The 23,048-nt window shown below is 74.5% G+C and carries 20 protein-coding genes; 9 read left to right on the forward strand and 11 right to left on the reverse strand.

Translation table 11 applies throughout. From position 1 onward, the window contains the following. Nucleotides 1-46: 46 nt before the first annotated feature. Complete coding sequence (locus tag ACYVI6_RS06765) at nucleotides 47-505, forward strand: twin-arginine translocase TatA/TatE family subunit (RefSeq protein ID WP_460445633.1); 459 nt, start codon at nucleotides 47-49, stop codon at nucleotides 503-505. 125 nt (nucleotides 506-630) lie between these two features. On the opposite strand, the gene ACYVI6_RS06770 is transcribed toward ACYVI6_RS06765, so the two are convergent. Beyond that, a complete protein-coding gene (locus tag ACYVI6_RS06770) occupies nucleotides 631-1,764 on the reverse strand; it encodes an Mrp/NBP35 family ATP-binding protein (protein WP_460445634.1) in 1,134 nt (377 codons plus the stop codon). 238 nt (nucleotides 1,765-2,002) lie between these two features. On the opposite strand from ACYVI6_RS06770, the gene ACYVI6_RS06775 reads away from it, so the two are divergent. Continuing rightward, nucleotides 2,003-2,491 carry a MarR family winged helix-turn-helix transcriptional regulator gene (locus ACYVI6_RS06775; protein WP_460445635.1) on the forward strand — a complete coding sequence of 163 codons (489 nt, stop codon included), beginning with the start codon at nucleotides 2,003-2,005 and terminating at the stop codon, nucleotides 2,489-2,491. Between the two features lie 24 nt (nucleotides 2,492-2,515). On the opposite strand, the gene ACYVI6_RS06780 is transcribed toward ACYVI6_RS06775, so the two are convergent. From ACYVI6_RS06780 to ACYVI6_RS06790, 3 genes are all read right to left on the reverse strand, one after another. Continuing rightward, entirely contained in the window at nucleotides 2,516-4,414 is a 1,899-nt protein-coding gene (locus tag ACYVI6_RS06780; RefSeq protein WP_460445636.1) for an ATPase, T2SS/T4P/T4SS family, read from the reverse strand. 90 nt (nucleotides 4,415-4,504) lie between these two features. Next, complete coding sequence (locus ACYVI6_RS06785) at nucleotides 4,505-5,050, reverse strand: DUF1003 domain-containing protein (RefSeq protein WP_460445637.1); 546 nt, start codon at nucleotides 5,048-5,050, stop codon at nucleotides 4,505-4,507. Then, on the reverse strand, nucleotides 5,040-6,368 hold the full coding sequence (locus tag ACYVI6_RS06790) for a magnesium transporter MgtE N-terminal domain-containing protein (RefSeq protein WP_460445638.1): 1,329 nt from the start codon (nucleotides 6,366-6,368) through the stop codon (nucleotides 5,040-5,042). The genes ACYVI6_RS06785 and ACYVI6_RS06790 overlap by 11 nt, the downstream gene beginning before the upstream one ends. A gap of 207 nt (nucleotides 6,369-6,575) precedes the next feature. Between ACYVI6_RS06790 and ACYVI6_RS06795 the strand changes: the two genes are divergently transcribed. Further along, on the forward strand, nucleotides 6,576-7,448 hold the full coding sequence (locus tag ACYVI6_RS06795; RefSeq protein WP_460445651.1) for a PhzF family phenazine biosynthesis protein: 873 nt from the start codon (nucleotides 6,576-6,578) through the stop codon (nucleotides 7,446-7,448). Nucleotides 7,449-7,477: 29 nt separating this feature from the next. Here the strand turns inward: ACYVI6_RS06795 and ACYVI6_RS06800 are convergent, their stop codons facing one another. Further along, a complete protein-coding gene (locus ACYVI6_RS06800; protein ID WP_460445639.1) occupies nucleotides 7,478-8,002 on the reverse strand; it encodes a hypothetical protein in 525 nt (174 codons plus the stop codon). Nucleotides 8,003-8,048: 46 nt separating this feature from the next. Between ACYVI6_RS06800 and ACYVI6_RS06805 the strand changes: the two genes are divergently transcribed. Further along, a complete protein-coding gene (locus ACYVI6_RS06805) occupies nucleotides 8,049-9,008 on the forward strand; it encodes a DMT family transporter (RefSeq protein WP_460445652.1) in 960 nt (319 codons plus the stop codon). Between the two features lie 23 nt (nucleotides 9,009-9,031). On the opposite strand, the gene ACYVI6_RS06810 is transcribed toward ACYVI6_RS06805, so the two are convergent. After that, complete coding sequence (locus ACYVI6_RS06810; RefSeq protein ID WP_460445640.1) at nucleotides 9,032-9,490, reverse strand: hypothetical protein; 459 nt, start codon at nucleotides 9,488-9,490, stop codon at nucleotides 9,032-9,034. 375 nt (nucleotides 9,491-9,865) lie between these two features. Here ACYVI6_RS06810 and ACYVI6_RS06815 point away from each other — a divergent pair, with 375 nt between their 5' ends. Together ACYVI6_RS06815 and ACYVI6_RS06820 are read left to right on the forward strand one after the other, a co-directional pair. After that, a complete protein-coding gene (locus ACYVI6_RS06815) occupies nucleotides 9,866-10,447 on the forward strand; it encodes a Dps family protein (RefSeq protein WP_460445641.1) in 582 nt (193 codons plus the stop codon). A gap of 106 nt (nucleotides 10,448-10,553) precedes the next feature. Continuing rightward, a complete protein-coding gene (locus ACYVI6_RS06820; RefSeq protein WP_460445642.1) occupies nucleotides 10,554-11,057 on the forward strand; it encodes a YflT domain-containing protein in 504 nt (167 codons plus the stop codon). On the opposite strand, the gene ACYVI6_RS06825 is transcribed toward ACYVI6_RS06820, so the two are convergent. The 3 genes from ACYVI6_RS06825 to ACYVI6_RS06835 form a co-directional block, all read right to left on the reverse strand. Continuing rightward, entirely contained in the window at nucleotides 11,054-11,500 is a 447-nt protein-coding gene (locus ACYVI6_RS06825) for a DUF6636 domain-containing protein (RefSeq protein ID WP_460445643.1), read from the reverse strand. The two genes, ACYVI6_RS06820 and ACYVI6_RS06825, sit on opposite strands and share 4 nt — an antisense overlap. 165 nt (nucleotides 11,501-11,665) lie before the next feature. Beyond that, on the reverse strand, nucleotides 11,666-13,153 hold the full coding sequence (locus ACYVI6_RS06830; protein WP_460445644.1) for an aminopeptidase P family protein: 1,488 nt from the start codon (nucleotides 13,151-13,153) through the stop codon (nucleotides 11,666-11,668). A gap of 61 nt (nucleotides 13,154-13,214) precedes the next feature. Continuing rightward, entirely contained in the window at nucleotides 13,215-13,709 is a 495-nt protein-coding gene (locus ACYVI6_RS06835; protein ID WP_460445645.1) for a DUF2505 domain-containing protein, read from the reverse strand. 60 nt (nucleotides 13,710-13,769) lie between these two features. On the opposite strand from ACYVI6_RS06835, the gene ACYVI6_RS06840 reads away from it, so the two are divergent. From ACYVI6_RS06840 to ACYVI6_RS06850, 3 genes are all read left to right on the forward strand, one after another. Further along, nucleotides 13,770-14,585: a tryptophan 2,3-dioxygenase gene (locus tag ACYVI6_RS06840; protein ID WP_460445646.1), complete on the forward strand. Its 816-nt coding sequence runs from the start codon at nucleotides 13,770-13,772 to the stop codon at nucleotides 14,583-14,585. Nucleotides 14,586-14,731: 146 nt separating this feature from the next. Next, nucleotides 14,732-19,636, forward strand: a complete 4,905-nt coding sequence (locus ACYVI6_RS06845; protein ID WP_460445647.1) for an NAD-glutamate dehydrogenase — start codon at nucleotides 14,732-14,734, stop codon at nucleotides 19,634-19,636. A 45-nt stretch (nucleotides 19,637-19,681) separates the two neighbouring features. Then, entirely contained in the window at nucleotides 19,682-21,151 is a 1,470-nt protein-coding gene (locus tag ACYVI6_RS06850; protein ID WP_460445653.1) for a sensor histidine kinase, read from the forward strand. Between the two features lie 100 nt (nucleotides 21,152-21,251). Here ACYVI6_RS06850 and ACYVI6_RS06855 read toward each other — a convergent pair whose 3' ends face one another. Together ACYVI6_RS06855 and ACYVI6_RS06860 are read right to left on the reverse strand one after the other, a co-directional pair. Continuing rightward, complete coding sequence (locus tag ACYVI6_RS06855) at nucleotides 21,252-21,500, reverse strand: WhiB family transcriptional regulator (RefSeq protein WP_460445648.1); 249 nt, start codon at nucleotides 21,498-21,500, stop codon at nucleotides 21,252-21,254. 283 nt (nucleotides 21,501-21,783) lie between these two features. Beyond that, nucleotides 21,784-22,926 carry a diacylglycerol/lipid kinase family protein gene (locus ACYVI6_RS06860; RefSeq protein ID WP_460445649.1) on the reverse strand — a complete coding sequence of 381 codons (1,143 nt, stop codon included), beginning with the start codon at nucleotides 22,924-22,926 and terminating at the stop codon, nucleotides 21,784-21,786. Between the last annotated feature and the right edge of the window lie 122 nt (nucleotides 22,927-23,048).

Genomic DNA, 23,048 nt, shown 5'->3' on the forward strand with positions numbered 1-23,048 from the left:
CGCGGGTGCGGCTGACCCCGTGGCCTGCGCGTGCGACGATGCAGGGGTGTTCGACATCAACGCGGGCGAGCTCGGCATCCTCGCCGTGGTCGCGCTCGTGGTGGTCGGCCCCGAGCGCCTGCCGCGCTACGCCGCCGACCTCGGCCGGCTGGTGCGCGACGTGCGCTCGTTCGCCCGCAACGCCCGCGAGCAGGTGCGCGAGGAGATGGGCGAGGACTTCGACGACATCGACTGGCAGCAGCTCGACCCTCGGCGCTACGACCCGCGCCGCATCGTGCGCGAGGCGCTGCTCGACGACCTCGAGGACGTCGTGCGCGGCGAGCCGCGGGTGAGCGACAGCGCCCCCAACGTGCCGGCCGCGATGCGTCCCGTCGAGGGACCCACCGAGGCGCCCGCGCTGACCGCCGAGCCGGCCGAGCGCCTCGACGGCCTCGACGGCGGCGACCGCGTCGACCTGGCCAAGCGCAGCGCGCCGGCGTCCGGCTTCGACCCCGACGCGACCTAGTCGGGCACGGGCCACGTCGGACGCGACCGACGCGGCTGGTCGGACGCGGTCGGTCGGACGCGGCCTGCTCAGACGCGACCAGGACGACCCTTGGGGCGCGACCGGGGCGACCCGGCCGCGCGCGGTCAGCGCCCGGTGGGCGTGAGGCCGAGCGAGCGCCCGGCGAGCCCGCGGGCCCGGCGTCCGAGCTGGCGGGCGACGCCCCGCAGCGCCACGGCGGCGGGGGAGTCGGGGTGCGACAGCACCACCGGGGTGCCGGAGTCGCCGCCCTCGCGCAGCGTGACGTCGATCGGCACCTGCCCGAGCAGCGGCACGGCGGCACCGACCGAGCGGGTGAGGGAGTCGGCGACGGCCTGACCGCCGCCGGCGCCGAACAGCTCCATCCGCGAGCCGTCGGGCTGCTCGAGCCACGACATGTTCTCGATCACGCCGACCACCTGCTGGTGGGTCTGCATCGAGATCGACCCCGCCCGCTCGGCGACCTCGGCGGCCGCGCGCTGCGGGGTGGTGACGACGAGGATCTCGGCGTTCGGGATGAGCTGGGCGGTCGAGATCGCGATGTCGCCGGTGCCCGGCGGCAGGTCGAGCAGCAGCACGTCGAGGTCGCCCCAGAACACGTCCGAGAGGAACTGCTGCAGCGCCCGGTGCAGCATCGGGCCGCGCCACACGACCGGCTGGTTGTTCGGCACGAACATGCCGATGGAGATGACCTTCACCTCGTGCGACACCGGCGGCAGGATCATGTCGTCGACCTGCGTGGGTCGGTGCTCGACGCCGAGCATCCGCGGCACCGAGAACCCGTACACGTCGGCGTCGACCACGCCCACGCGCAGGCCGTCGGCCGCCATCGCCGCCGCCAGGTTGACGGTGACGGACGACTTGCCGACGCCGCCCTTGCCGGAGGCGACGGCGTACACCCGGGTCAGCGAGCCGGGCTTCGCGAACGGCACCTCGCGCTCGGTCTGACCGCCGCGCAGCTGCTCGCGCAGCCCGCGCCGCTGCTCGTCGCTCATGACGCCGAGGTCGACGCGGACGCCGGTCACGCCGGGCAGCGCACCGACCTCGCGGGTGACGTCGCGGGTCAGCGTGTCCTTCATCGGGCACCCTGCGACGGTGAGCAGCAGCCGCACGTCGACCCCGCCCGCAGGGTCGACGCGGACGTCGTCGACCATGCCGAGCTCGGTGACGGGCTTGCGGATCTCGGGGTCGTCGACGCGGGCGAGCGCGGCGCGGACCTCGTCGAGCGTCGGGGCGGTCACCCGTCGAGCGTAGGTCGTCCGCGGACACCGACGGTGCCCGGGTTGCGCCGGACAGGTGACGGGCTCGTTCCACCACCGCCCAAACCCCCGTCGTGCACCGTTCGCGGGTACGGTTCCGCTCGTGGACAGGGGCACACACAGCGTCACATCGTCGGTTGACGAACCACATCCGATCAGCACCAGGGCGACAGTCTGCCCTGCCAACTCCGCCACGCAGCGTCAGGATTCGCGACTCAGCGTGGATCTCGGGCCGCGGTTGGCCGACGACGGGCCGACGCCGGAGCAGCTGCGCGTCTGGCGGGCCTTCCTGGTGGCGCACGCGTCGCTCACCCGGCGGCTCGAGGAGGACCTCATGGGCGAGCAGCGGCTGCCGCTCGCCATGTACGACGTCCTCGTGCAGCTGGCCGAGGCGCCGGGCCGCCGGTTGCGCATGACCGACCTCGCCGAGGCCGTGCTGCTCTCGCGCAGCGGGCTCACCCGGCTGGTCGACCGCATGACGCGGGCGGGGTACGTGCGCCGCGAGCCGAGCCCGAACGACGCGCGCGGCGTCTACGCGGTGCTGACCGACGCCGGCCACGCCCGGTTGCGGCGGGCCGCGCCGACGCACCTGCGCGGCGTCACGACGTACGTGCTCGACCAGCTGACGCCGGAGGAGCTCGAGGCGCTGGGCACCGCCTGCTCGAAGCTGGCGGCCGCGGACGAGCGCCACCGGCTGCCGACCGGCTAGCCGGTCGACGGGGACGTCGCGGCGCTACTGCTGCGCCGGGTGCCAGGGGCAGACCTTCCAGTCCGCCTCCAGCTGCCGGTCGCACACCTCGCAGCGACCGGTGTGCAGGTCGACCCCGCACCAGGGGCAGCGCGACATGCCCTTCTCGACCGAGCGCTCGCACGAGGGGCAGCCCGCGCCGCCGTGATCGGAGTGCGTGACCCGCACGGCCTCCTCGAAGGTCGTCTCGCCGCGCTTGGCCTTCTCGATCGCGGAGGCGCGCAGGGTCTGCATGCCGCTGGTGCGCGCCTGCTGGCTCACGGCCGACTCGCTCGGCGTCGACAGCAGCACCTGGCGCATGTCGTTGTCGACCTCGAGCACCTCGTACACGGCGGTGCGGCCGCGGTAGCCGGTGCCGCCGCAGTCGGGGCAGCCGACGCCCATGAGCGGCGTGGCGTCGAGGATGTCGTCGATGCGCAGGCCGAGCATCGTCAGGGTGGTGTCGTCGGGGATGTAGCCCTCGGCGCACGAGTCGCAGGGGCGGCGCACCAGCCGCTGGGCGATCGCGGCGGTGAGCGACGACGCGACGAGGAACGGCTCGACGCCCATGTCGACCAGTCGGGTCAGGGCGGCGACGGCCGAGTTGGTGTGCAGCGTGGTGAGCACCATGTGGCCGGTCTGCGAGGCCTTCAGCGCCATCTCGGCGGTCTGCTGGTCGCGCACCTCGCCGAGCAGGATGATGTCGGGGTCCTGCCGCAGGATCGAGCGCAGGCCGGCGTCGAACGTCATGCCGGAGCGCACGTTGACCTGCACCTGGGTGATGCCGGGCAGCTGCACCTCGACGGGGTCCTCGAGCGTGACGATGTTCTTCTCCGGCGTCAGCGTCTCGTGGATCGCGGCGTACAGGGTGTTCGTCTTGCCCGAGCCGGTCGGGCCGGTGATGAGCACCAGGCCCTGCGGCACGGCCAGCGCCCGCTTGAAGATCTCGAGCTGGAACGGCTCGAAGCCGAGCGAGGCCAGCGACGGCACGTTGTCGGCCCGGGTCAGCAGACGGACGACGATCTTCTCGCCGTGCAGCGACGGCAGGGTGCTGACGCGGGTGTCGATCGCCGAGCCGTCGACGATGATCCGGCTGCGGCCGTCCTGCGGGACGCGGCGCTCGGCGATGTCGAGGCCGGACATGATCTTCACCCGGCTGACGACCGTCGAGGCGATGCGCTTCGGGGCGGTCATCACGTCGCGCAGGATGCCGTCGACGCGGTAGCGGATGCGCAGCCCGTCGCGCTGCACCTCGATGTGGATGTCGGACGCGCGCAGCCGGGCGGCGTCGGCGAGCACCTGGTTGACCAGCTTGACGATGGGGGCGTCGTCACCGCCGCCGACGGTGCCGCTCGGGTCGTCGTCGGCCTCCTCGGTGTCCTCGACGGCCATGGTGACGCCGGTCGCGTCCTCCGACAGCGACCAGGCGCGGGCGAGGTGGTCCTTGATCTGGGTGGCGGGCGCGACGACGACGAGCACCTCGGTGGCTCGGGTGTACATCCGCACGTCGTCGATCGCGAGCACGTTCGTGGGGTCGGACGTCGCGACGAGCAGCGCCCCGTTGGCCAGACGGTCGAGCACGAGCACGCCGGTGCGATCGGCGACGGCGCGGGGGAGCAGGCGCACGACGTCCGGGGCGGGGACGACGCGCGAGAGGTCGACGGCCTCCAGGCCCAGGTGCTGCGCCAGCGCCTCGGCGACCTCGCGCTCGGTGGCGTAGCCGAGCTCGGCGACCACGATGCCCAGCCGCTTGCGCGGGCCGTCGGTCGCACCCTGCACCTGCAGGGCGTGCTGCAGCTGCGCCTCGGTGAGCAGCTGCTCGTCGGTGAGCACCTCGCCGAGGCGGCGGCGCACCGGCCGGCGGTCGTCGGTGGGGTCGCTGGGCTGCGCACCCGGTGCGGGCACGGCGGCTGGCGTGCTGGAGCCGAACATGACGGCTCTATCGGCACGGCACCCGTTCGGGTGAAGCCGCTCGTGCCAGGTGGTTGCGCCGCGTCAGGTCGGGCGGGCCTCGGTGGCCGGCGGGTCGCGCCGCTCTAGGGCGCCGCGCTCGTCGAGCTCGGCGAGCAGGTCGCGCAGCTCGGAGCGCACGAAGTCGCGGGTCGCGACGTCGCGGAGCGCGATGCGCAGCGAGGCCACCTCGCGGGTGAGGAACTCGGTGTCGGCGAGCCCCCGCTCGTCGCGGGCGCGGTCCTGCTCGCCGATCACGCGGTCGCGGTCGGTCTGCCGGTTCTGCGCGAGCAGGATGAGCGGGGCGGCGTAGCTGGCCTGCAGCGACAGCAGCAGCGTGAGCAGGGTGTAGTTCAGGGTCTTCGGGTCGAACTGCAGGTGGTCCGGGGCGAAGGTGTTCCAGGCCAGCCAGAGCACGACCAGCGCCGTCATGTAGACGAGGAAGCGCGCGGTGCCCATGAAGCGGGCGAAGCGCTCGGACCACCGGCCGAACGCCTCGGGGTCGACGCTCGGTGCGGCGAGCAGGCTGCGGCGCGCCTCGCGCGGCTGGTCGAGGCGGGGGGCGTCGCGCCGCCGCGGCTCACGCGCCACGGGTGCCCCCGGCCTGCTGCTGCACCTGGATGACGCCGGTCATCGGCTGGCCGTCGCGGTGCTCGCCGGTCTCGCGCCAGTCCGCGGGCAGGATGTGGTCGAGCACGTCGTCGACCGTGACCGCGCCGAGCAGGTGCCCGTCGTCGTCGATGATCGGGGCGCTCACCAGGTTGTAGGTCGCCATGAAGCGCGTCACCTGGTCGAGCGTCGAGAGCGGGCCGAGGGCGTCGATGTCCTTGTCGATGATGCCCCCGATCGAGGCGTGCGGGGGCTCGCGCAGCATCCGCTGGATGTGCACCATGCCGAGGTAGCGGCCGGTCGGCGTCTCGAGCGGCGGCCGGCAGACGTACGCGCTCGACGCCGACGCCGGGCTCAGCTCGGCACGACGGACGACGGCCAGCGCCTCGGCGATGGTCGACTCGGGCGCCAGCACGACCGGGTCGGTCGTCATCAGGCCGCCGGCGGTGTCCTCGTCGTAGCGCATGAGGCGGCGCAGCGGCTCGGCCTCCTCCGGCTCCATGAGCTGCAGCAGGTGCTCGGCGGTCTCGGCGGGCAGCTCGTGCAGCAGGTCGGCCGCGTCGTCGGGCTGCATCGCCTCGAGCACGTCGGCGGCGCGCTCGTTCTCGAGCTTGGTGAGGATCTCGACCTGGTCGTCCTCGGGCAGCTCCTCGAGCACGTCGGCGAGCTTCTCGTCGTCCAGCGCGGCCGCGACCTCGACCCGGCGCTTGGGCGACAGGTCGTGCAGCAGGTCGGCGATGTCGGCGGCCTTCAGCGAGCCGAACGAGGCCAGCAGGCCCGCCGCGCCCTGGGGGCCGGACTCGATCGAGAGGCCGTCGACCTGGTCGGCCTCGACCACGAACGCCTCGCCGCGGCGACGACCGATCCGTCCGCCGAGCCGGCGCGGCTCGACGAAGCGGCGCACGAAGACCTTCTGCACCTGCCAGTCGCGGGTGCGGATCTGGCTGATGGCGACGTCCTCGACGACGACGTCACCGCTGCCGTCGCGCAGACCGACCCGGCGGTCGAGCAGCTCACCCAGCACGAGGGTCTCGGACTGCCGCTGCTCGAAGCGGCGCATGTTGAGCACGCCGGTGGTGATGACCTGACCGCCGTCGATGCTCGTGACGCGGGTCATGGGCAGGAAGACGCGGCGCCGCCCGGGCACCTCGACGACCAGGCCGATGACCAGCGGCGGCTGGCGGTTGGCCCGGAAGACGACGACGACGTCGCGCAGCCGCCCCACCTGGTCGCCCTGCGGGTCGAAGACGGCGAGGCCGGCCAGGCGCGCCACGTAGACGCGTGCAGGAGGACCGCTCACCCGGCGAGCGTATCCCCGCGTAGGCTGCGCGCGGCCAGGCCCCGCCGCGGCACGGCCGAGTTGCGTGACCGTGGCCCGTCCGGCGTCCGGCACACCGATCACGGAGGTGCTCGCCGGGTGACCGCAGCCACCACGCCGCAGGGCTCGTCGGGTGCCTCCGCGGGCACGGCCGACGCGCGGGGCGGTGCCGCGCTGGTCGAAGGCGGCCTGCGCTACGACCTCGTCGACGTGTTCACCGACCGGGCGTACGCCGGCAACCCGCTGGCCGTGGTGCACGGCGCGCACGAGCTGCGCACCGAGCAGCAGCAGGCGATCGCGCGCGAGTTCAACCTGTCGGAGACCGCGTTCCCGCAGGTCCTGCCACCGGGCGAGGACGCCGACTACGCGCTGCGCATCTTCACGCCGGTGGTCGAGCTGCCGTTCGCCGGTCACCCGTCGGTCGGTGCCGCTTGGGTGCTGCACCGGCTCGGGCTCGTGCACGGCCCGGTGCTGCGGCAGCGGTGCGAGATCGGCACGGTGACGCTGCGGCTCGGCGGCGTCGACGACCCGGTGTGGCTGGACGGCAACCGCCCGCGGCTCGGCGCCGAGGTCGACTCGCTCGGACCGCTCGCCGCCGTCGGGCTGGGGGAGGGCGACCTGGTCGGGCTGCCGACGTACGTCGCCGGCAGCGGGCTCGACTTCTGCTACCTGTTCGTGCGGCCCGGGGCGATCGCCCGCGCCGTGCCCGACCTGCAGCGGCTGCGACGGCTGCGGTGGCAGGGCTCGCGCATCGGCGGCGTCTCGGTCGTCGGCTGGCACGACGGCGCGGCCCGCGTGCGGGTCTTCACCGACGACATCGGCGCCGCCGAGGACCCGGCGACCGGCTCGTCCGCGCTCGGCCTCGGCGTGGTGCTCGTGGCCACCGGGCTGCTGCCCGGCGAGGGCCAGAGCTCGTTCACCATCGCCCAGGGCATCGAGCTGGGCCGGCCGTCGACGCTGCGCTGCACGGTGACCGCCGAGGGCGGCCGCGCGGTCGCGTCGAGCGTCGGTGGTGGCGTGGTGCCCGTCGCGACCGGCACCATCCGCCGCCCCCGCGGGTAGCCGGGGCCGAGTAGCTCGCGGCGGCGCGGTCAGCCGCGGCCGCGCGCTCGCCGTCGGCGCGGGCCGCCGAGGTGCCGCGGTCGCAGGCCCGAGGTGGTCGCGTCCGTCGGTGCCGGGGCGGCTGCCCCGCTGTCGTCGAGGTAGCTGCCGGGCGCCTCCGTCGGGTCGGCCGCCGGGTGCAGCCTCGTCACCACGTCGCCGGCCGCCTGCCAGCGAGCGGGCAGCGCCGCCGGCTCCACCGGTGCGTTCAGCCGGGACGCCGCCAGGGCGGTCGTCGCCGGGCCCCACCCCTCGTCGGCCGGGGACAGCGGCTCGGCCGTCGCCGGCACCGTGAGCAACCGGGCGCCCGAGTCCTTGCTGCGCAGCACCAGCTCGACGTCGCCGCGCAGCTCGGGCAGCCGCTGCTCGCCCGGCCCGCTCACCACGTACGCCGAGCCGTCGAGCCACACGTGCCAGGCGGGCCACGCGCGCGCCGAACCGGCCGGGCGCACCCACAGCAGGCCGCTCTTCGACGCGGCCTCCGCCACCAGGGCGTCGAGAGGGCTCGGGCTCACCCGGCGAGGGTCCCACAGCGCGGACTCCGACGACCCGCCTGACAGACTGCCGCGCGTGCCGGACGAGCGCGCGGACGAGCCGCACGACCCAGCGCTGACGACCGGGGCGCTGCTCGTCGTCGGCGTGCTCGCCGTCTCCTGCTCCGGCCCCCTCGCCGCCTCGCTCGCCGCGCCGGCGCTCGCGGTCGCCATGTGGCGCAACGCCTTCGGGGCCGCCGTCGTGGTGCCCTTCGCCGCCGCGCGTCGCCGGGCCGAGCTGGCGCGCGTCTGGCAGCACGAGCGGCCGGTGCTCGGGCGGGCCCTGCTCGCCGGGGTCGCGCTCGCCGTGCACTTCGGCCTGTGGATCCCGAGCCTGCGACTCACCAGCATCACGGCCTCGACCGCCCTGGTCACCACCTCGCCGCTCTTCACCATGCTCGGCGACCGGCTGGCCGGTCGCGCCGTGCCGCGGGCTGTGCTGGTCGGCGCGCTCACCGCCCTCGCCGGTGTCGTCGTGATCACCGGGCTGGACGCCGGCAGCAGCGCCCGCGCGCTGGCCGGCGACCTGCTGGCGCTGGGCGGGGGTGCGGCCGCCGCCGTCTACACGCTGCTCGGCGCGGACGTGCGGCGCAGCATGTCGACGGCCGGCTACACCTCGATCGCCTACACCACGTGCGCCCTCGTGCTGCTGCCCGTCTGCCTGGTCGGCGGGGTGCGGCTCGCGGGCTGGTCGGGCTCGACCTGGCTCGGGCTGGCCGCGCTCACCGCGAGCGCGCAGCTGCTCGGGCACTCGCTCTTCAACCGGGTGCTGCGCTCGCTCGGGGCGACCACCGTGGCCCTGGTCATCCTGCTCGAGGTGCCCGGGGCGACGCTCGTCGCCTGGGCGTTCCTCGACCAGGCCCCGCCGCTGCGCACCCTGCCCGGCGCGGTGCTCGTGCTGCTCGGGCTGGTGCTCGTCGTGCGCGCCGGGGCCCGGGCGCGCCGGCGCAGCCGCCAGGTCGAGGTGGTCGACGGCACGCCCTGGTGAGCCCACGTCGTGTCGCAGACGCCTCACGCGGGACCGCCGTAGGAGACGGCGACCGAGGGCACGGCCACGACGCCGTACCGCCGCAACCAGAACGCGATGTGCTCGTCGGCGATCTCCGCCCGTCGCGGGCGGCTGTCCAGCTCGCGCAGCAGCCGGTACGGCCGCACCCCGAGCGCGGCCGCGAGCGCACGGGTCTGCTCGCGGTCGAGCCGGTACACGGCGTCGCGCGACACCCACTCGCAGCGGGGTTCGTCGTCGACCGGCGGCGCCTCGCGCCCGGCGTCGACGCCGGGCGCGTCGGCCCCGTCAGACCCCTGGTCCCCCTCGTCCTCATCGTCCTCGGCGTCCTCGGCGTCGGCGACCGGCTCGACGAAGAGGCTGGAGCTGTGGATCACGAGCGCCCCGCCGCGCACGCGGGCGGTGAGCCAGGGGCCGTGGGACGCGTCGCGGGAGAGCCGGGCGACGGTGCAGGGGATGCGCATGACGGCGATCGTGCCCGGCGGCGAGCCGGCGCGGTCCCGTCGTCCACAGGCTCCAGGCGGAATAGGTAGTACCATTCACTCGTTGCAGCATGCGACCGGCACGAGGGCGTGCCGCCGTCCACAGGCCCGAACCACCACGCCCCCGAGGAGATCGTCATGACCACGTTCCGCAGGCTCGTCCGCACCGTCGACGCCTGGACGCTCGACGCGCTGAACGCGCCCGCCGCGCTCAACCCCCGTCGCGGCGCCTGACGCACGACCCGCACGCCCGGCCCCGGCAGCCCACCGCTGCCGGGGCCGTTCGCGTCCCGGGTGCGGGCGGCGCCGCGCCGCTCTAGCGTCGAGGCACACCCGGACGAAGAGGAGCTGAGACGCATGACCACCACCCCCGCCCGACCCCGCTTCACCATCCCCGGCCTGACGCCGGAGCAGGGCGCAGAGGTGGGCGGCATCCTGCAGGACCGCCTGAACGCGCTGAACGACCTCGCGCTCACCCTGAAGCACATCCACTGGAACGTCGTGGGCCAGAACTTCATCGCGGTGCACGAGATGCTCGACCCGCAGATCGAGGCGGTGCGCGGCATGGTCGACGACACCGCCGAGCGGATGGCGACCATGGGCATCTCCCCCCAGGGCACCCCCGGCGCCATCGTCGAGCAGCGCTCCTGGGACGACTACTCGCTCGGGCGCGCGACCACGCAGGAGCACCTCGGTGCGCTCGACCTGGTCTACACCGGCGTCATCGAGAGCCACCGGGCCGCGCAGGAGACGACGTCCGACATCGACCCGGTGACCGAGGACATGATCATCGGCCAGCTGCGCGACCTCGAGCTGTTCCACTGGTTCGTCCGCGCGCACCTGGAGAACATCGCCGGCGAGCTGTCGACGAGCGGCGCCAGCCACGAGCGCGAGGCGGCCGACAGCGCGGCCGTCGGCGACGAGCTCGAGGGTCGCTGACCCCGACACGGGCACCACGACGAGAGGGCGGACCGGGCGGTCCGCCCTCTCGGCGCGTCCGGGGCGGTGTGCGAGGCTGGGCGTCCCCGAGACGGAGGAGCACCCCATGGCCGGACCCGCGCCGCGAGGCGTCCGTCCCTCGCTCGACCTCGACTTCCCGCAGTCCCTCGGCGTGTTCGACCGCTACGACGACGCCCAGCGCGCGGTCGACTACCTCAGCGACGAGCACTTCCCGGTGGAGAACTGCGTGATCGTCGGCACCGAGCTCAAGCAGGTCGAGCGGGTCACCGGGCGCCTGACCTACGCCCGGGCCGCGATGGCGGGTGCGGCGTCCGGTGCGTGGATGGGCGTGTTCGTCGGGCTGCTGCTCAACCTGCTCGACAGCCGCGCGAACTTCCTGTCGTCGCTGCTGACGGGCGTGCTGCTCGGCATCGCGTTCGGGATCGCCTTCGGCGTGGCGGGCTTCGCCGCGACCGGCGGTCGCCGCGACTTCACCTCGGTGACGCAGACGGTCGCCACGCGCTACGAGGTGCTGGTCGAGCACCGGCACCTGCTGGCCGCCCAAGAGCTGCTGCAGCGCATGCCCGGCCGCCCGCAGCAGCCGCTCTAGAACACCCGGTACGCCGCGCGAGCCAGCTCGAAGCCGTGCCCGCCCGGCCCGGTGCAGCGCATGCCGGCCTCCGAGCTGGTGCACGCGAACCGGCCCTTGCGCTGGGTGCGGCCGTACTCGAGCGCGGCCCCGCCCTGCACCACGTCGCCCGCGCACACCACCCGTGCCCCGCGGGCGTCGACCTGCAGCCCGCGGCCCCAGGCCTGCCGGCAGTCGCCCGGCTTCGCGGGCGGCGTCCAGTCGCGGGCGCGGACGTCGCAGCGCGCGCCGGCCGAGCTGAGGGCGCAGCCGATGTTCGACGACGGTGACCTGAACTGGATGCGGTCGCGGTCGTCGGGCGTCGGGTCGGACGTCGGGTCGGTGGTCGCGGCGCTCGAGGGGGAGGGGGTCTCCTCGACCGGCGTCGGCTGCGCCGTGGTCGCCACCGGGGAGGCGCCGGCCACCGGGGGCAGCGGACGCTGTGCCGGCTCGGGGTCGGCCAGCAGGCCGCGGACGCCGAGGGCCAGCGCGACGGCGCACAGACCCCGCCGACCGCGAAGGCCACGAGGGTCGAGGTGCGGCGCCGCTCGCGGGGCACCTCGGGCAGGCTCGGCAGGCTCACGGGCGGGCTACTTCAGCAGGCCCGCCATCCACGCCTCGACCTCGTCGGCGCCGCGGGGCAGCGCCCCGGAGAGGTTCTCGCAGCCGTCCTCGGTCACCAGCACGTCGTCCTCGATGCGCACGCCGATCCCGCGCAGCTCCTCGGGCACGCTCTCGTCGTCGGCCTTGAAGTACAGACCGGGCTCGACGGTGATCACCATGCCGGGTCGCAGCTCGCCGTCGAGGTACTCCTCGCGCCGGGCCTGCGCGCAGTCGTGCACGTCGATGCCGAGGTGGTGGCTGGTGCCGTGCACCATCCAGCGGCGGTGGTGGCCGCCCTCGTCACCGAGCGAGGTCTCGACGTCGACCGGCAGCAGGCCCCACTCGTGCAGCGTCTCGGCGATCACCCGGATCGCGGCGTCGTGCACGTCCTTGAACCGGTTGCCCGGCTTCACCGCGGCCATGCCGGCCTCCTGGGCGGCGAGCACTGCCTCGTACACGCGCCGCTGCGTCTCGCTGAAGGTGCCGGTCACCGGCATCGTGCGCGTGACGTCGGCGGTGTAGAGCGAGTCGACCTCGACGCCGGCGTCGACCAGGATCAGGTCGCCCTCGCGCACCTCGCCGTCGTTGCGGATCCAGTGCAGCGTGCACGCGTGGTCGCCGGCGGCGGCGATCGAGTCGTAGCCGACGCCGTTGCCCGCGTGCCGCGCGACGAGCCCGAACTGGCCCTCGACCCACCGCTCGCCGCGGCCCTTGGCCACCGCGTCGGGCAGGCTGCGCACGATCGCCTCGAAGCCCTCGGCCGTCGCCGCGCAGGCCTCGCGCAGCTGCTCGACCTCCCACTCGTCCTTGGTCAGCCGCAGCTCGCTCAGCGCCACGACGAGCTCGTCGTCGAGCGCCGCCTCGGCCTCGGCGTCCGACGTCTCGGCCTGCTCGCGAGCGGCGTCGACCAGGGCGGTGACCTGCGGGTCGGCGTCGCGGACGACGCGCACCCGCAGGCTGCCGACGTCCTTGCTCAGGGCGTCGGCCAGCTCGTCGAGGTGCCGCGCGGTGAGGCCGAGCTCGGCCTCGACCTCCTCCAGGCTCGGGCGGACGCCGACCCAGAGCTCGCCGTAGCGCGCGTCGGAGTAGAACTCGGTGGTGTCGCGGCCGGCACGGGGGCGGAAGAAGAGCACCGCCTCGTGGCCGCCGTCGTCGAGCGGCTCGAGCACCAGCACCGAGTCGGGCTCGCGGTCGGCGCCGAGGCCGGACAGGTGGCTGAACGCCGAGTGCGGCCGGAAGACGTAGTCGCAGTCGTTCGAGCGCACCTTCAGGCCGCCGGCCGGCAGCACCAGCCGCTCGCCGGGGAAGGCCGCCGAGACCGCCGCGCGGCGGGCCGGCGTCCAGCTCGCGACCTCGGCCCGCTCGGGCAGATCGGCAGGGCGCGGTGCCCAGCCCTGCGCGATGAACGCCCGGAACGCCTCGGACGTCGGGCGGGCGCGGTGGTCGGTCTTCTTCGGCTGGTCCTCGCTGGTCACCCGGCCCACTCTGCCACTGCCCGCGGCGGCGGTCACCCGGGTGCCGCGCCGCGGTGGGCGGTCAGCGGGTCAGCCAGCGCCCGCCGACCTGCTGCTCGCGCGAGATGGCCGAGCGGATGGGCGGCTCGACGGCCTTCTCGACCTTGCCGCCGAGCAGCGGGATCGACGCCTTGAGCTGCCCGTCGACGTCGTGCACGGTCGTGCCGCCCTCGGTGGTCAGCTGCATGGTGCCGTCGAGCCGCACCGGCGCGCCCTTGATCTCGACGACCGTCGTGCCGGAGCGGTTGCCGTCGGCGCGCGCGGCCTGCCACACGTCGGTGCGCACGACGTCGATCGTCGACCCCACGAACGACTTCACGAAGTCGGGGAACTCGTCGGTGGGCAGCGTGCGGCGGGTCGTGATCGTGGCGCCGCCGTCGGCCGTCGGCACCACCTCGGCCGTCCACGAGGTCGCCCCCGTCGCCTTGCAGACCTCCTCGTGGAAGGCCTGGTCGGTGAGCATCGCCCACACGGCGGCGGGCTCGGCCTGGTAGCGGAGCTGGGTGGTGAGCTGCACGTGCTGCCTCCGGACGTCGCTGGGCGGGTGGGCCCGATCGGGCCCCTACGCTACGGCCACATGAGCGACGTGCAGCGCTGGGCCGACCCGACCGACCCCACGGCGAGGGAGTTCGGCGAGGAGGGGGCGCGGCTCACGTACGGCTCGTACCTGCGGGTCGAGCAGCTGCTCGACCAGCAGCGGCTCGAGACGGACGCCCACGACGAGCTGCTCTTCATCACGATCCACCAGACCTACGAGCTGTGGTTCAAGCAGCTGCTGCACGAGCTGGTGGCGGCCCGTGAGGCGATGACCGACGGCCGGCTCTGGTGGGCGCGGCACCTGCTGCGCCGGGTCGCCGTCATCGAGGGCGTGCTGGTCGACCAGGTCGCGATCCTGGAGACGATGACCCCGCAGGACTTCCTGGAGTTCCGGCACCAGCTGGCGCCGGCCAGCGGCTTCCAGTCGGTGCAGTTCCGCGAGGTCGAGTTCCTGTCGGGGCACAAGGACCCCTCGTTCCTCGACCGGTTCCGCGGGCTGCGCGAGGCCGACCGCGAGCGGCTGCGCCGCCGGCTGGCCGAGCCGTCGCTGTGGGACGCGTTCGTGTCGGCGCTGGGCGCCGCCGGGCTGGACGTCGGCGACGAGGAGGGGCTGCGCGCGTCGCTGCTCGCGGTGGCGCGCGACCGGGGCCGCTACGGCGACCTGTGGGAGCTCGCGGAGTGCCTGCTGGTGCACGACGAGCAGCAGGCCGCCTGGCGGGCCCGGCACGTGACGATGGTCGAGCGGCAGATCGGCACCAAGTCCGGCACCGGCGGCTCGACCGGCGCGCCGTACCTGCGCAGCCGGCTGCCGCTGCGGTTCTACCCGCTGCTCTGGGAGCTGCGCGGCGCCCTCTGAGCCGATGGTTGTTACAGGGTGATCGACCCCGTGGCGCCCGAGGGCCTGCGGCGGTTGTACGCTCGGCCTCGGCCGCACGACGAGGTGCGGCGCCCGCTGCGGGTGTTCGCGCCCGCGGCGGCAACCGGTCCAGAGGCACGGGAGTCATGGCGCAACCCGCACGGTCACGGCAGCAGCTCATCGACTCCGCGGCCGGTCTCACCGGTCACGCCGACCGCGAGGCGGTGACCACGGCGCTCGCGCGCTACTACCGCCACGTGCCGGACGACGACCTGCTCGTCCGCCGTCCCGAGGACCTCCTCGGCGCCCTCACCAGCCACCGCGAGCTCGCGGCGCGCCGCCGTCCCGGCACCGCCCGCGTGCGCGCCTACACGCCCAGCGTCGACGAGCACAGCTGGACGTGCGGCCACACGGTGGTCGAGGTCGTCACCGACGACATGCCGTTCCTCGTCGACTCGGTGACCGCCGAGCTGACCCGGCTGGCCCGCGCGATCCACCTCGTCGTGCACCCGCAGCTCGTGGTCCGGCGCGACCCGCAGGGCGAGCTGCTCGAGGTGCTCGACCGCTCCGCCACCGACCCGGCCGGGCTGCCCGAGGGCGCGGCGGTCGAGTCGTGGATGCACGTCGAGATCGACCGCGAGACCGACCAGGCCGACCTCGACGGCCTCGTCGCCGACGTCCGGCGGGTCCTGGGCGACGTGCGGGCCGCGGTCGAGGACTGGCGTCCCATGCGAGAGGCCGCCGAGCGGCTGGCCGCCGAGCTCGACGTGGTGCCGCCGTCGGTCGACCCCGCCGCGGCGGCCGAGACCCGCCGGCTGCTGCGCTGGCTGGTCGACGGCAGCTTCACGTTCGTGGGCTACCGCGAGTACGTGCTCGAGGGCGCCGGCGACGACGTCTCGCTGCGGTCGGTGCCCGGCACCGGCCTCGGGGTGCTGCGTGGCGAGCAGCGGCTCAGCGGCAGCTTCGCCCGGCTCCCCGGCCAGGTGCGCGCGCAGGCCGCCGACCCGCGGCTGCTCATCCTGACCAAGGCCAACAGCCGCTCGACCGTGCACCGGCCGGTGTACCTCGACTACGTCGGGGTGAAGGCGTACGACGCCGAGGGGCGGGTCACCGGCGAGCGGCGGTTCCTGGGCCTGTTCACCTCGGCGGCCTACACCGAGAGCGTCACCCGGGTGCCGGTCATCGACACCAAGGTGCGGGAGATCCTGCACCGCAGCGGGTTCCGCCCCGAGAGCCACTCCGGCAAGGACCTGCTGGAGATCCTCGAGACGTACCCGCGCGACGAGCTGTTCCAGACGAGCCTCGACGACCTGTACGAGACGGCGACCAGCGTGCTGCACCTGCAGGAGCGCCGGCGCACCGAGCTGTTCCTGCGGCGCGACGACTACGGCCGCTTCATGTCGTGCCTGGTCTACCTGCCGCGCGACCGCTACACCACGCAGATGCGGCTGCGCATGGAGGAGATCCTGCGCGAGGCGTTCGAGGGGGAGAGCGTCGACTACACCACGCGCGTCTCCGAGTCGGTGCTCGCCCGCCTGCACTTCGTCGTCCGGGTGCCGCGCGGGGCGGTGCTGCCCGACGTCGACCCCGCCGCGCTGGAGGAGCGGCTCGTCGCCGCCACCCGCACCTGGGACGAGGACCTCGCCGAGTCGCTGCGGCTGGAGGTGGGCGAGGAGGAGGCGGCGCGCCTGCAGGCCGTGTACGGCGGCGCGTTCCCCGAGGCGTACAAGGAGGACTTCGCCGCCCGGGTCGCGGTCGCCGACCTGCGCCACGTCGCCGCGCTGGACGCCGCCGGCGAGGAGCAGCCCGGCGCCGACCCGCGGATGAACCTGTACCAGGAGCCCGGTCGCCCGCCGGAGGAGCGCCGCTTCAAGCTGTACCGCGGCGAGACGCTGTCGCTCACCGGCGTGCTCCCGACGTTCGGCGACCTCGGCGTCGAGGTCGTCGACGAGCGGCCGTACGCGCTCGACCTGCCCGACGGCCGCACCCTGCACGTCTACGACTTCGGGCTGCGCTACCGCGGCGCCGGCGGGTGGACCGGCGAGCACCCGGAGCGCACCCGGGCGATGTTCCAGGACGCGTTCGCCGCGGTGTGGTCCGGTCGCGCCGAGAGCGACGGGCTGAACGGGCTGGTGCTCGCCGCCGCGCTCGACTGGCGCCAGGTGGCGCTGCTGCGCGCGCTCACGAAGTACCTGCGGCAGACCGGGCTGACCTTCAGCCAGGAGTACGTCGAGTCGTGCCTGCTGGCCAACGCGTCGGTCGCCCGGCTGCTGGTACAGCTGTTCGCGGCGCGCTTCGACCCCGACCGCTTCGACGGCGACGCGCACGCACAGGGGCGCACCGAGCTCTGCGACGTGCTGGTCGAGCAGGTCGGCGCCGCGCTGGACGACGTCGCGAGCCTCGACCACGACCGCATCCTGCGGGCGCTGCTCGGCGTCGTCCGCGCGACGCTGCGCACCAACTGGTTCCAGCGGCGCGCCGACGGCAGCCCGCACCCGTACACCAGCCTCAAGCTCGACCCGCACGCCGTGCCCGACCTGCCCGCCCCGCGCCCGGCCTACGAGGTGTGGGTGCACTCGCCGCGGGTCGAGGGGGTGCACCTGCGCTTCGGCGCGGTCGCCCGCGGCGGGCTGCGCTGGAGCGACCGGCGCGAGGACTTCCGCACCGAGGTGCTCGGCCTGGTCAAGGCGCAGATGGTGAAGAACGCCGTCATCGTGCCGACCGGCGCCAAGGGCGGGTTCTACGCCAAGCAGCTGCCCGACCCGGCGGTCGACCGCGACGCCTGGCTGGCCGAGGGCGTCGCGGCGTACCGCACCTTCATCTCGGCGATGCTCGACGTCACCGACGACATCACCGGCACCGGCGAGGCGCGCACCGTGGTGCCGCCGCAGCGGGTCGTGCGGCACGACGGCGACGACACCTACCTCGTCGTGGCGGCCGACAAGGGCACCGCGACGTTCAGCGACATCGCCAACGACGTCGCCGAGTCGTACGGCTTCTGGCTCGGCGACGCCTTCGCCTCCGGCGGCTCGGCCGGGTACGACCACAAGGCGATGGGCATCACCGCCCGGGGCGCCTGGGAGTCCGTGAAGCGGCACTTCCGCGAGCTCGGCGTCGACACGCAGACCGAGGACTTCACGGTGGTCGGCGTCGGCGACATGAGCGGCGACGTGTTCGGCAACGGGATGCTGCTGTCGCAGCACATCCGGCTCGTCGCCGCGTTCGACCACCGGCACGTGTTCGTCGACCCCGACCCGGACGCCGCGGTCTCGTACGCCGAGCGCCGCCGGCTGTTCGACCTGCCGCGCTCGTCGTGGGCCGACTACGACACCTCGCTGCTGTCGCCGGGCGGTGGCGTGTACCCGCGCTCGGCCAAGTCGGTGCCACTGTCGGCGCAGGCCTCCCAGGTGCTCGGCCTCGGCGACGGGCCGCGCTCGCTGACCCCGGCCGAGCTGATGCGCGCGATCCTCACCGCGCCGGTCGCACTGCTCTGGAACGGCGGCATCGGCACCTACGTGAAGGCCGGCCACGAGACGGCGGCGGACGTCGGCGACCGGGCCAACGACGCCATCCGCGTCGACGGCGGGCAGCTGCGGGCGCGGGTGGTGGGCGAGGGCGGCAACCTCGGCCTGACCCAGCTCGGCCGCATCGAAGCGGCCGCCCACGGCGTGCGGGTCAACACCGACGCCATCGACAACTCGGCCGGCGTCGACACCTCCGACCACGAGGTGAACATCAAGATCCTGCTGAACGCCGTGGTGGCCGAGGGCGACCTCACGGTCAAGCAGCGCAACGCCCTGCTGGCCGACATGACCGACGACGTCGCCGGACTCGTGCTGCGCGACAACTACGAGCAGAACGTGCTGCTGGGCAACGCGCGCTACCAGGCGCACGGGATGCTGCCGGTGCACCGCCGGTTCATGAGCGACCTCGAGCGGCGCGGGCTGCTCGATCGCGCGCTGGAGTTCCTGCCGACCGACGCGGCGCTGGCCCGGCGGCACGACGAGGGGCAGGGCCTGACCTCGCCGGAGTTCTCGGTGCTGGTGGCCTACGCGAAGATGACGCTGACCGAGGAGCTGCTGCACAGCGACCTGCCGGACGACCCGTGGTTCGGCCGCACGCTGCGCGAGGCGTTCCCGCGCGAGCTCGTCGAGCGGTACGGCGACCGGCTCGACCAGCACCCGCTGCGCCGCGAGATCGTCGTCACCTCGCTGGCGAACGACATCGTGAACCGCGGCGGCATCACGTTCGAGTTCCGGCTGCACGAGGAGACGCAGGCGACGCCGGCGCAGACCGCGCGCGCCTACGTCGTGGCCCGCGAGGTGTTCGGGATGCGCGACTTCGTCGAGCAGGTCGAGGCGCTCGACAACCAGGTGCCGACGTCCGCGCAGAGCGCCGTGTACCTGGAGTTCCGGCGCCTGGTCGACCGCGCGGTGCGCTGGCTGGTGCAGTCGCGTCCCGCGATCGTCGACATCGCCGCCGAGATCGAGCGGTACCGCCCGGTCGTGCAGCGGCTGCGCGACGGGCTCGGCGACCTGGTGACCGGTGCCGAGCGCGACGCGCTGCAGGCGCGGGTCGCCTCGCTCGTCGAGCTGGGCGTGCCCGCCGACCTGGCCCGGCGCACCGCCGAGCTGCTCGAGGTGTTCGTGCTGCTCGACGTCACCGAGATCTCCCTCGCGACGTCGACGCCGGCCGAGGAGGTCGCGGCGCTGTACTTCGTGGTGAGCGACCGGTTCGAGGTCGACGCGGTGCTCAGCCTCATCACGGCGCTGCCGCGGGACGACCGGTGGGACGCGCTGGCCCGTGCCGCCCTGCGCTACGACCTCTACGCCGTGCTCGAGCAGCTGGTGACGTCGGTGCTGCAGACCACCGCCGCCGGGCTGCCCGCGACCGAGCGGCTGGCGACCTGGGAGGAGGTCAACCGCGAGTCGCTGACCCGCGTGCGCGACCTCGTCGCCGACGTCCGGGGGGTCGAGAGCACCAGCATCGCCGCGCTGTCGGTGGCGCTGCGCGGGCTGCGCGGCGTCGTCCGCAGCGGGTCGGGGGCCTGACAGCGCACCGAGGGGCCCGCGCCCTAGGCTCGTCGGGTGCCTACGATGAACGACCTGCTGCACGAGCGCACCGACTTCAGCGAGCAGGACGTCGAGTGGCTGCGGCAGCTCGTCGGCGACTGGCAGCTGGTGTCGGACCTGTCGTTCGCCGACCTCGTGCTGTGGGTGGCCGTCGAGGAGGGCTGGCTGTCCGTGGCGCACGTGCGGCCGACCACCGGCACCACGGTGTTCTTCGACGACGTCGTGGGGGGCACGGTGCCGCGCGGGCGGCGCCCGCAGCTCGACGACGCGTTCGAGCAGGTGCGCATCCTGCAGGGCGCCGACCCCGACTGGGACGTCGAGGAGCCGGTGCGCGAGGACACCCTCCCGGTGGTGCGCGGCGGGCGGCCGATCGCCGTCCTGTCGCGGCACACCAACCTCACGAACATGCGCACGCCGAGCCTGCTCGAGCAGAACTACGTGGCGGTCGGTGACGCGCTCGCCGTGATGATCGCCGAGGGCGCCTTCCCGGTGACCGCCGCACCGACCGGACGCCGCCGCGGCGCGCCGCGGGTGGGCGACGGGTTCCTGCGGCTCGACTTCGACGGCCGGGTCACCTACGCCAGCCCGAACGCGGTCTCCGCGTACCACCGGCTCGGCAACGACCGCGGGCTCATCGGGCAGCTGCTGGCCGAGGTCACCACCCCGCTGGTGCGCGCGCAGGGCACGGTCGACGAGGGGCTGCCGCTGGTGCTGACCGGGCGAGCGCCCTGGCGCACCGAGGTCGACGGGCGGGGCACCACGCTGTCGATGCGCGCGATCCCGCTGATGCACGCCGGCGAGCGGGTGGGTGCGCTGCTGCTGGTGCGCGACGTCACCGAGCTGCGCCGGCGCGAGCGCGAGCTGCTCAGCAAGGACGCGACGATCCGCGAGATCCACCACCGGGTGAAGAACAACCTGCAGACGGTGGCGGCGCTGCTGCGGCTGCAGGCGCGCCGGCTCGACGGCGGCCCGGCCCGGGCGGCCCTCGACGAGGCGGTGCGGCGGGTCGGGGCGATCGCGCTGGTGCACGAGACGCTGTCGACCGGGCACGACGAGAACGTCGAGTTCGACGACGTCGCGAAGATGGGCCTGTCGCAGGTCGTGGAGGTGGCCAGCCCCGGCGGCGGCGTCCGCACCCAGCACGCCGGGCACTTCGGGCGGCTGCGGGCCGAGGACGCCACCGCCCTGTCGCTGGTGCTCACCGAGCTGGTGCAGAACGCCGTCGAGCACGGGCTGGGCGGGCGCGACGGCGGCACGGTGGAGATCTCCGCCGAGCGGGCCAACGAGGGCGACGAGGCGCTCGACGTGCTGGAGGTGCTGGTCAGCGACGACGGCGCCGGGCTGCCCGCGGGCACCACGGCACCGAGCGGTGGGCTGGGCCTGCAGATCGTGCGCGCCCTGGTGGGCGAGCTGCGCGGCAGCATCGACTGGGCGCCGCGCGAGGGCGGCGGCACCGAGGTGCGGCTGCACCTGCGCCCCCGGCAGCTCGCCTAGCCCGCGGACGCGCGAACGCCCCGGCCGGTGCGGCCGGGGCGTTTCGCGGTGCTGCGGGTGGTGCGGTCGTCCGTTGGTGAGGTCCTGCGTGTTCCTGTGCTCAGACGGCCCGGCGGGCCCGGGCGTTGCGACGCTTCAGCGCCCGACGCTCGTCCTCGGACAGCCCGCCCCAGACGCCGGCGTCCTGCCCGGACTCCAACGCCCACTTGAGGCACGTCTCGGTGACGGGGCAGCGACGGCAGACGGCCTTCGCCTCCTCGATCTGGAGGATGGCGGGTCCGGTGTTGCCGATCGGGAAGAACAGCTCGGGATCCTCGTCCAAACAGGCGGCACGGTGGCGCCAGTCCATCGGGATCGGTCTCCATTCAGCTCGGTGATGCGGTGACGGCTCGTCCACACCTTGTGAAGCGATTCACGAGCGGTCACCCGGGAGAACGCGTCGTTCACCCGCGGTGTTCCAGCCTCTCAACTCGGCGACACCGAGCACAAGGCCAAACTCGTGATCGATCTGTGACGAACTCGCTGGCGAAGGGGTGGGTCACGGCCTACGACGTGTGCAGACCGGGGCGAACCGGACGTCGTGGGTGCACGTCGCCCGTTCTGTCGCTCTCAGGAGTACCAGCCCGATCGGCTCACCGCGACCGCAAGGGGGGACCGCCGAGCGGCACGACCAGCCGCACGGCGTCCGGGCGCGCGGTGAGCCGGACGCCCGTCGTCTCACCCAGGTAGTCGCCGTCGACCTGCAGCGCGACCGGCCTCGCCGACCGCACCTCCAGCCACGGCTGGTCGTGCGCCGACCACGTGGTGCGCAGCGGAGCCGGGCGGTGGGCGAGCATCCGGCCGAGGCTCTCGAGGGTGCCGCCCAGGTGCATGCGGCGGGCCGCGGTGGCGTCGAGCCCGAGGTCGAACGACGAGCGCGGGGTCGGGCGCATCCGGCGCGGCCCGAGGTACGTCCAGGGGTCGGTGTTCGTCACCATCACCGCTGCCAGCGACTCCTCGAGGCCGTCGGGGGTGCGCACCTGCAGCGGTGCGTCGGTGCGGTCGCTGGCCCGCCAGGCCTGCAGCGTCGCGAGCGCGTAGGCCCGGTTCGTCGCCCGGCGTCCGGCCAGCCGGCCCAGCTCGACGTGCGCGATGGCTGCGGCGTCGAGCCCGAGCCCCGCGTTCAGCACGAACCAGCGGGCGGCCCGCTGCTCGCCCGGCACGTCCGCCGTCCGGGGTCGCTGCGCCAGGTTGACGGTGCCGTCGGACGCCGCCGTGCCGTCCGCCGGCGGCCCGTGGTGCTGCGCGGCACCCGGTGCGGCGGCTGGTCGCGCGTCGTCGAGGTGCTCGAGCAGCCCGACGCCGATCCGCCGCTCGTGCCCGGCCTCCAGCGCCGCGACCAGCGCGTGCGCGGCGCGCAGCGGGTGCCGGGGGAGGCCGAGCGCCCGCGCCAGCACGTTCGTCGCGCCGTTCGGCACGACCACGAGCGCCGGACCGCCCGTGGTCCGCTCGGTCGGGTCGTCGCCGGGTGCCGGGTGCGCCGGACCTGCGGGTGCACCGCCGAGGAGCCCGTCGACCACCTCGTTGACGGTGCCGTCGCCGCCGACCGCCGCGACGACGTCCACCCCGTCGCGGCCGGCGGCCGCGGCCAGCTCGCGGGCGTGCCCGCGTCGTTCGGTCTGCACGACCTCGACCCGTTCGACGACGGCCGCGCCGACGAGCGCCGTCCGCACCGCCTCGTGCAACGCCGGGTCGGCGGCGGTGGCTGCCGGGTTGATCAGCAGCAGCACGTGCACACGCGGACCCTACGCCGACGGCCCGTCGGTCCGACCCGCGCCCGCCCGTCCGACCCGCGCCCGCTCGCCCGGCCCGCGGCTGCGCGGGGGAGCGCGCGGCAGCGCGAGCCCGGGCGCAGGGG

Source organism: Angustibacter aerolatus (assembly GCF_054776675.1).

Excerpts from the sequence above, each read along its gene's own strand:
- ACYVI6_RS06810 (WP_460445640.1), bottom strand. The coding sequence starts at position 9,490 with ATGCGCATCCCCTGCACCGTCGCCCGGCTCTCCCGCGACGCGTCCCAC.
- ACYVI6_RS06815 (WP_460445641.1), top strand. The coding sequence starts at position 9,866 with ATGACCACCACCCCCGCCCGACCCCGCTTCACCATCCCCGGCCTGACG.
- ACYVI6_RS06820 (WP_460445642.1), top strand. The coding sequence starts at position 10,554 with ATGGCCGGACCCGCGCCGCGAGGCGTCCGTCCCTCGCTCGACCTCGAC.
- ACYVI6_RS06840 (WP_460445646.1), top strand. The coding sequence starts at position 13,770 with ATGAGCGACGTGCAGCGCTGGGCCGACCCGACCGACCCCACGGCGAGG.
- ACYVI6_RS06845 (WP_460445647.1), top strand. The coding sequence starts at position 14,732 with ATGGCGCAACCCGCACGGTCACGGCAGCAGCTCATCGACTCCGCGGCC.
- ACYVI6_RS06850 (WP_460445653.1), top strand. The coding sequence starts at position 19,682 with ATGAACGACCTGCTGCACGAGCGCACCGACTTCAGCGAGCAGGACGTC.
- ACYVI6_RS06855 (WP_460445648.1), bottom strand. The coding sequence starts at position 21,500 with ATGGACTGGCGCCACCGTGCCGCCTGTTTGGACGAGGATCCCGAGCTG.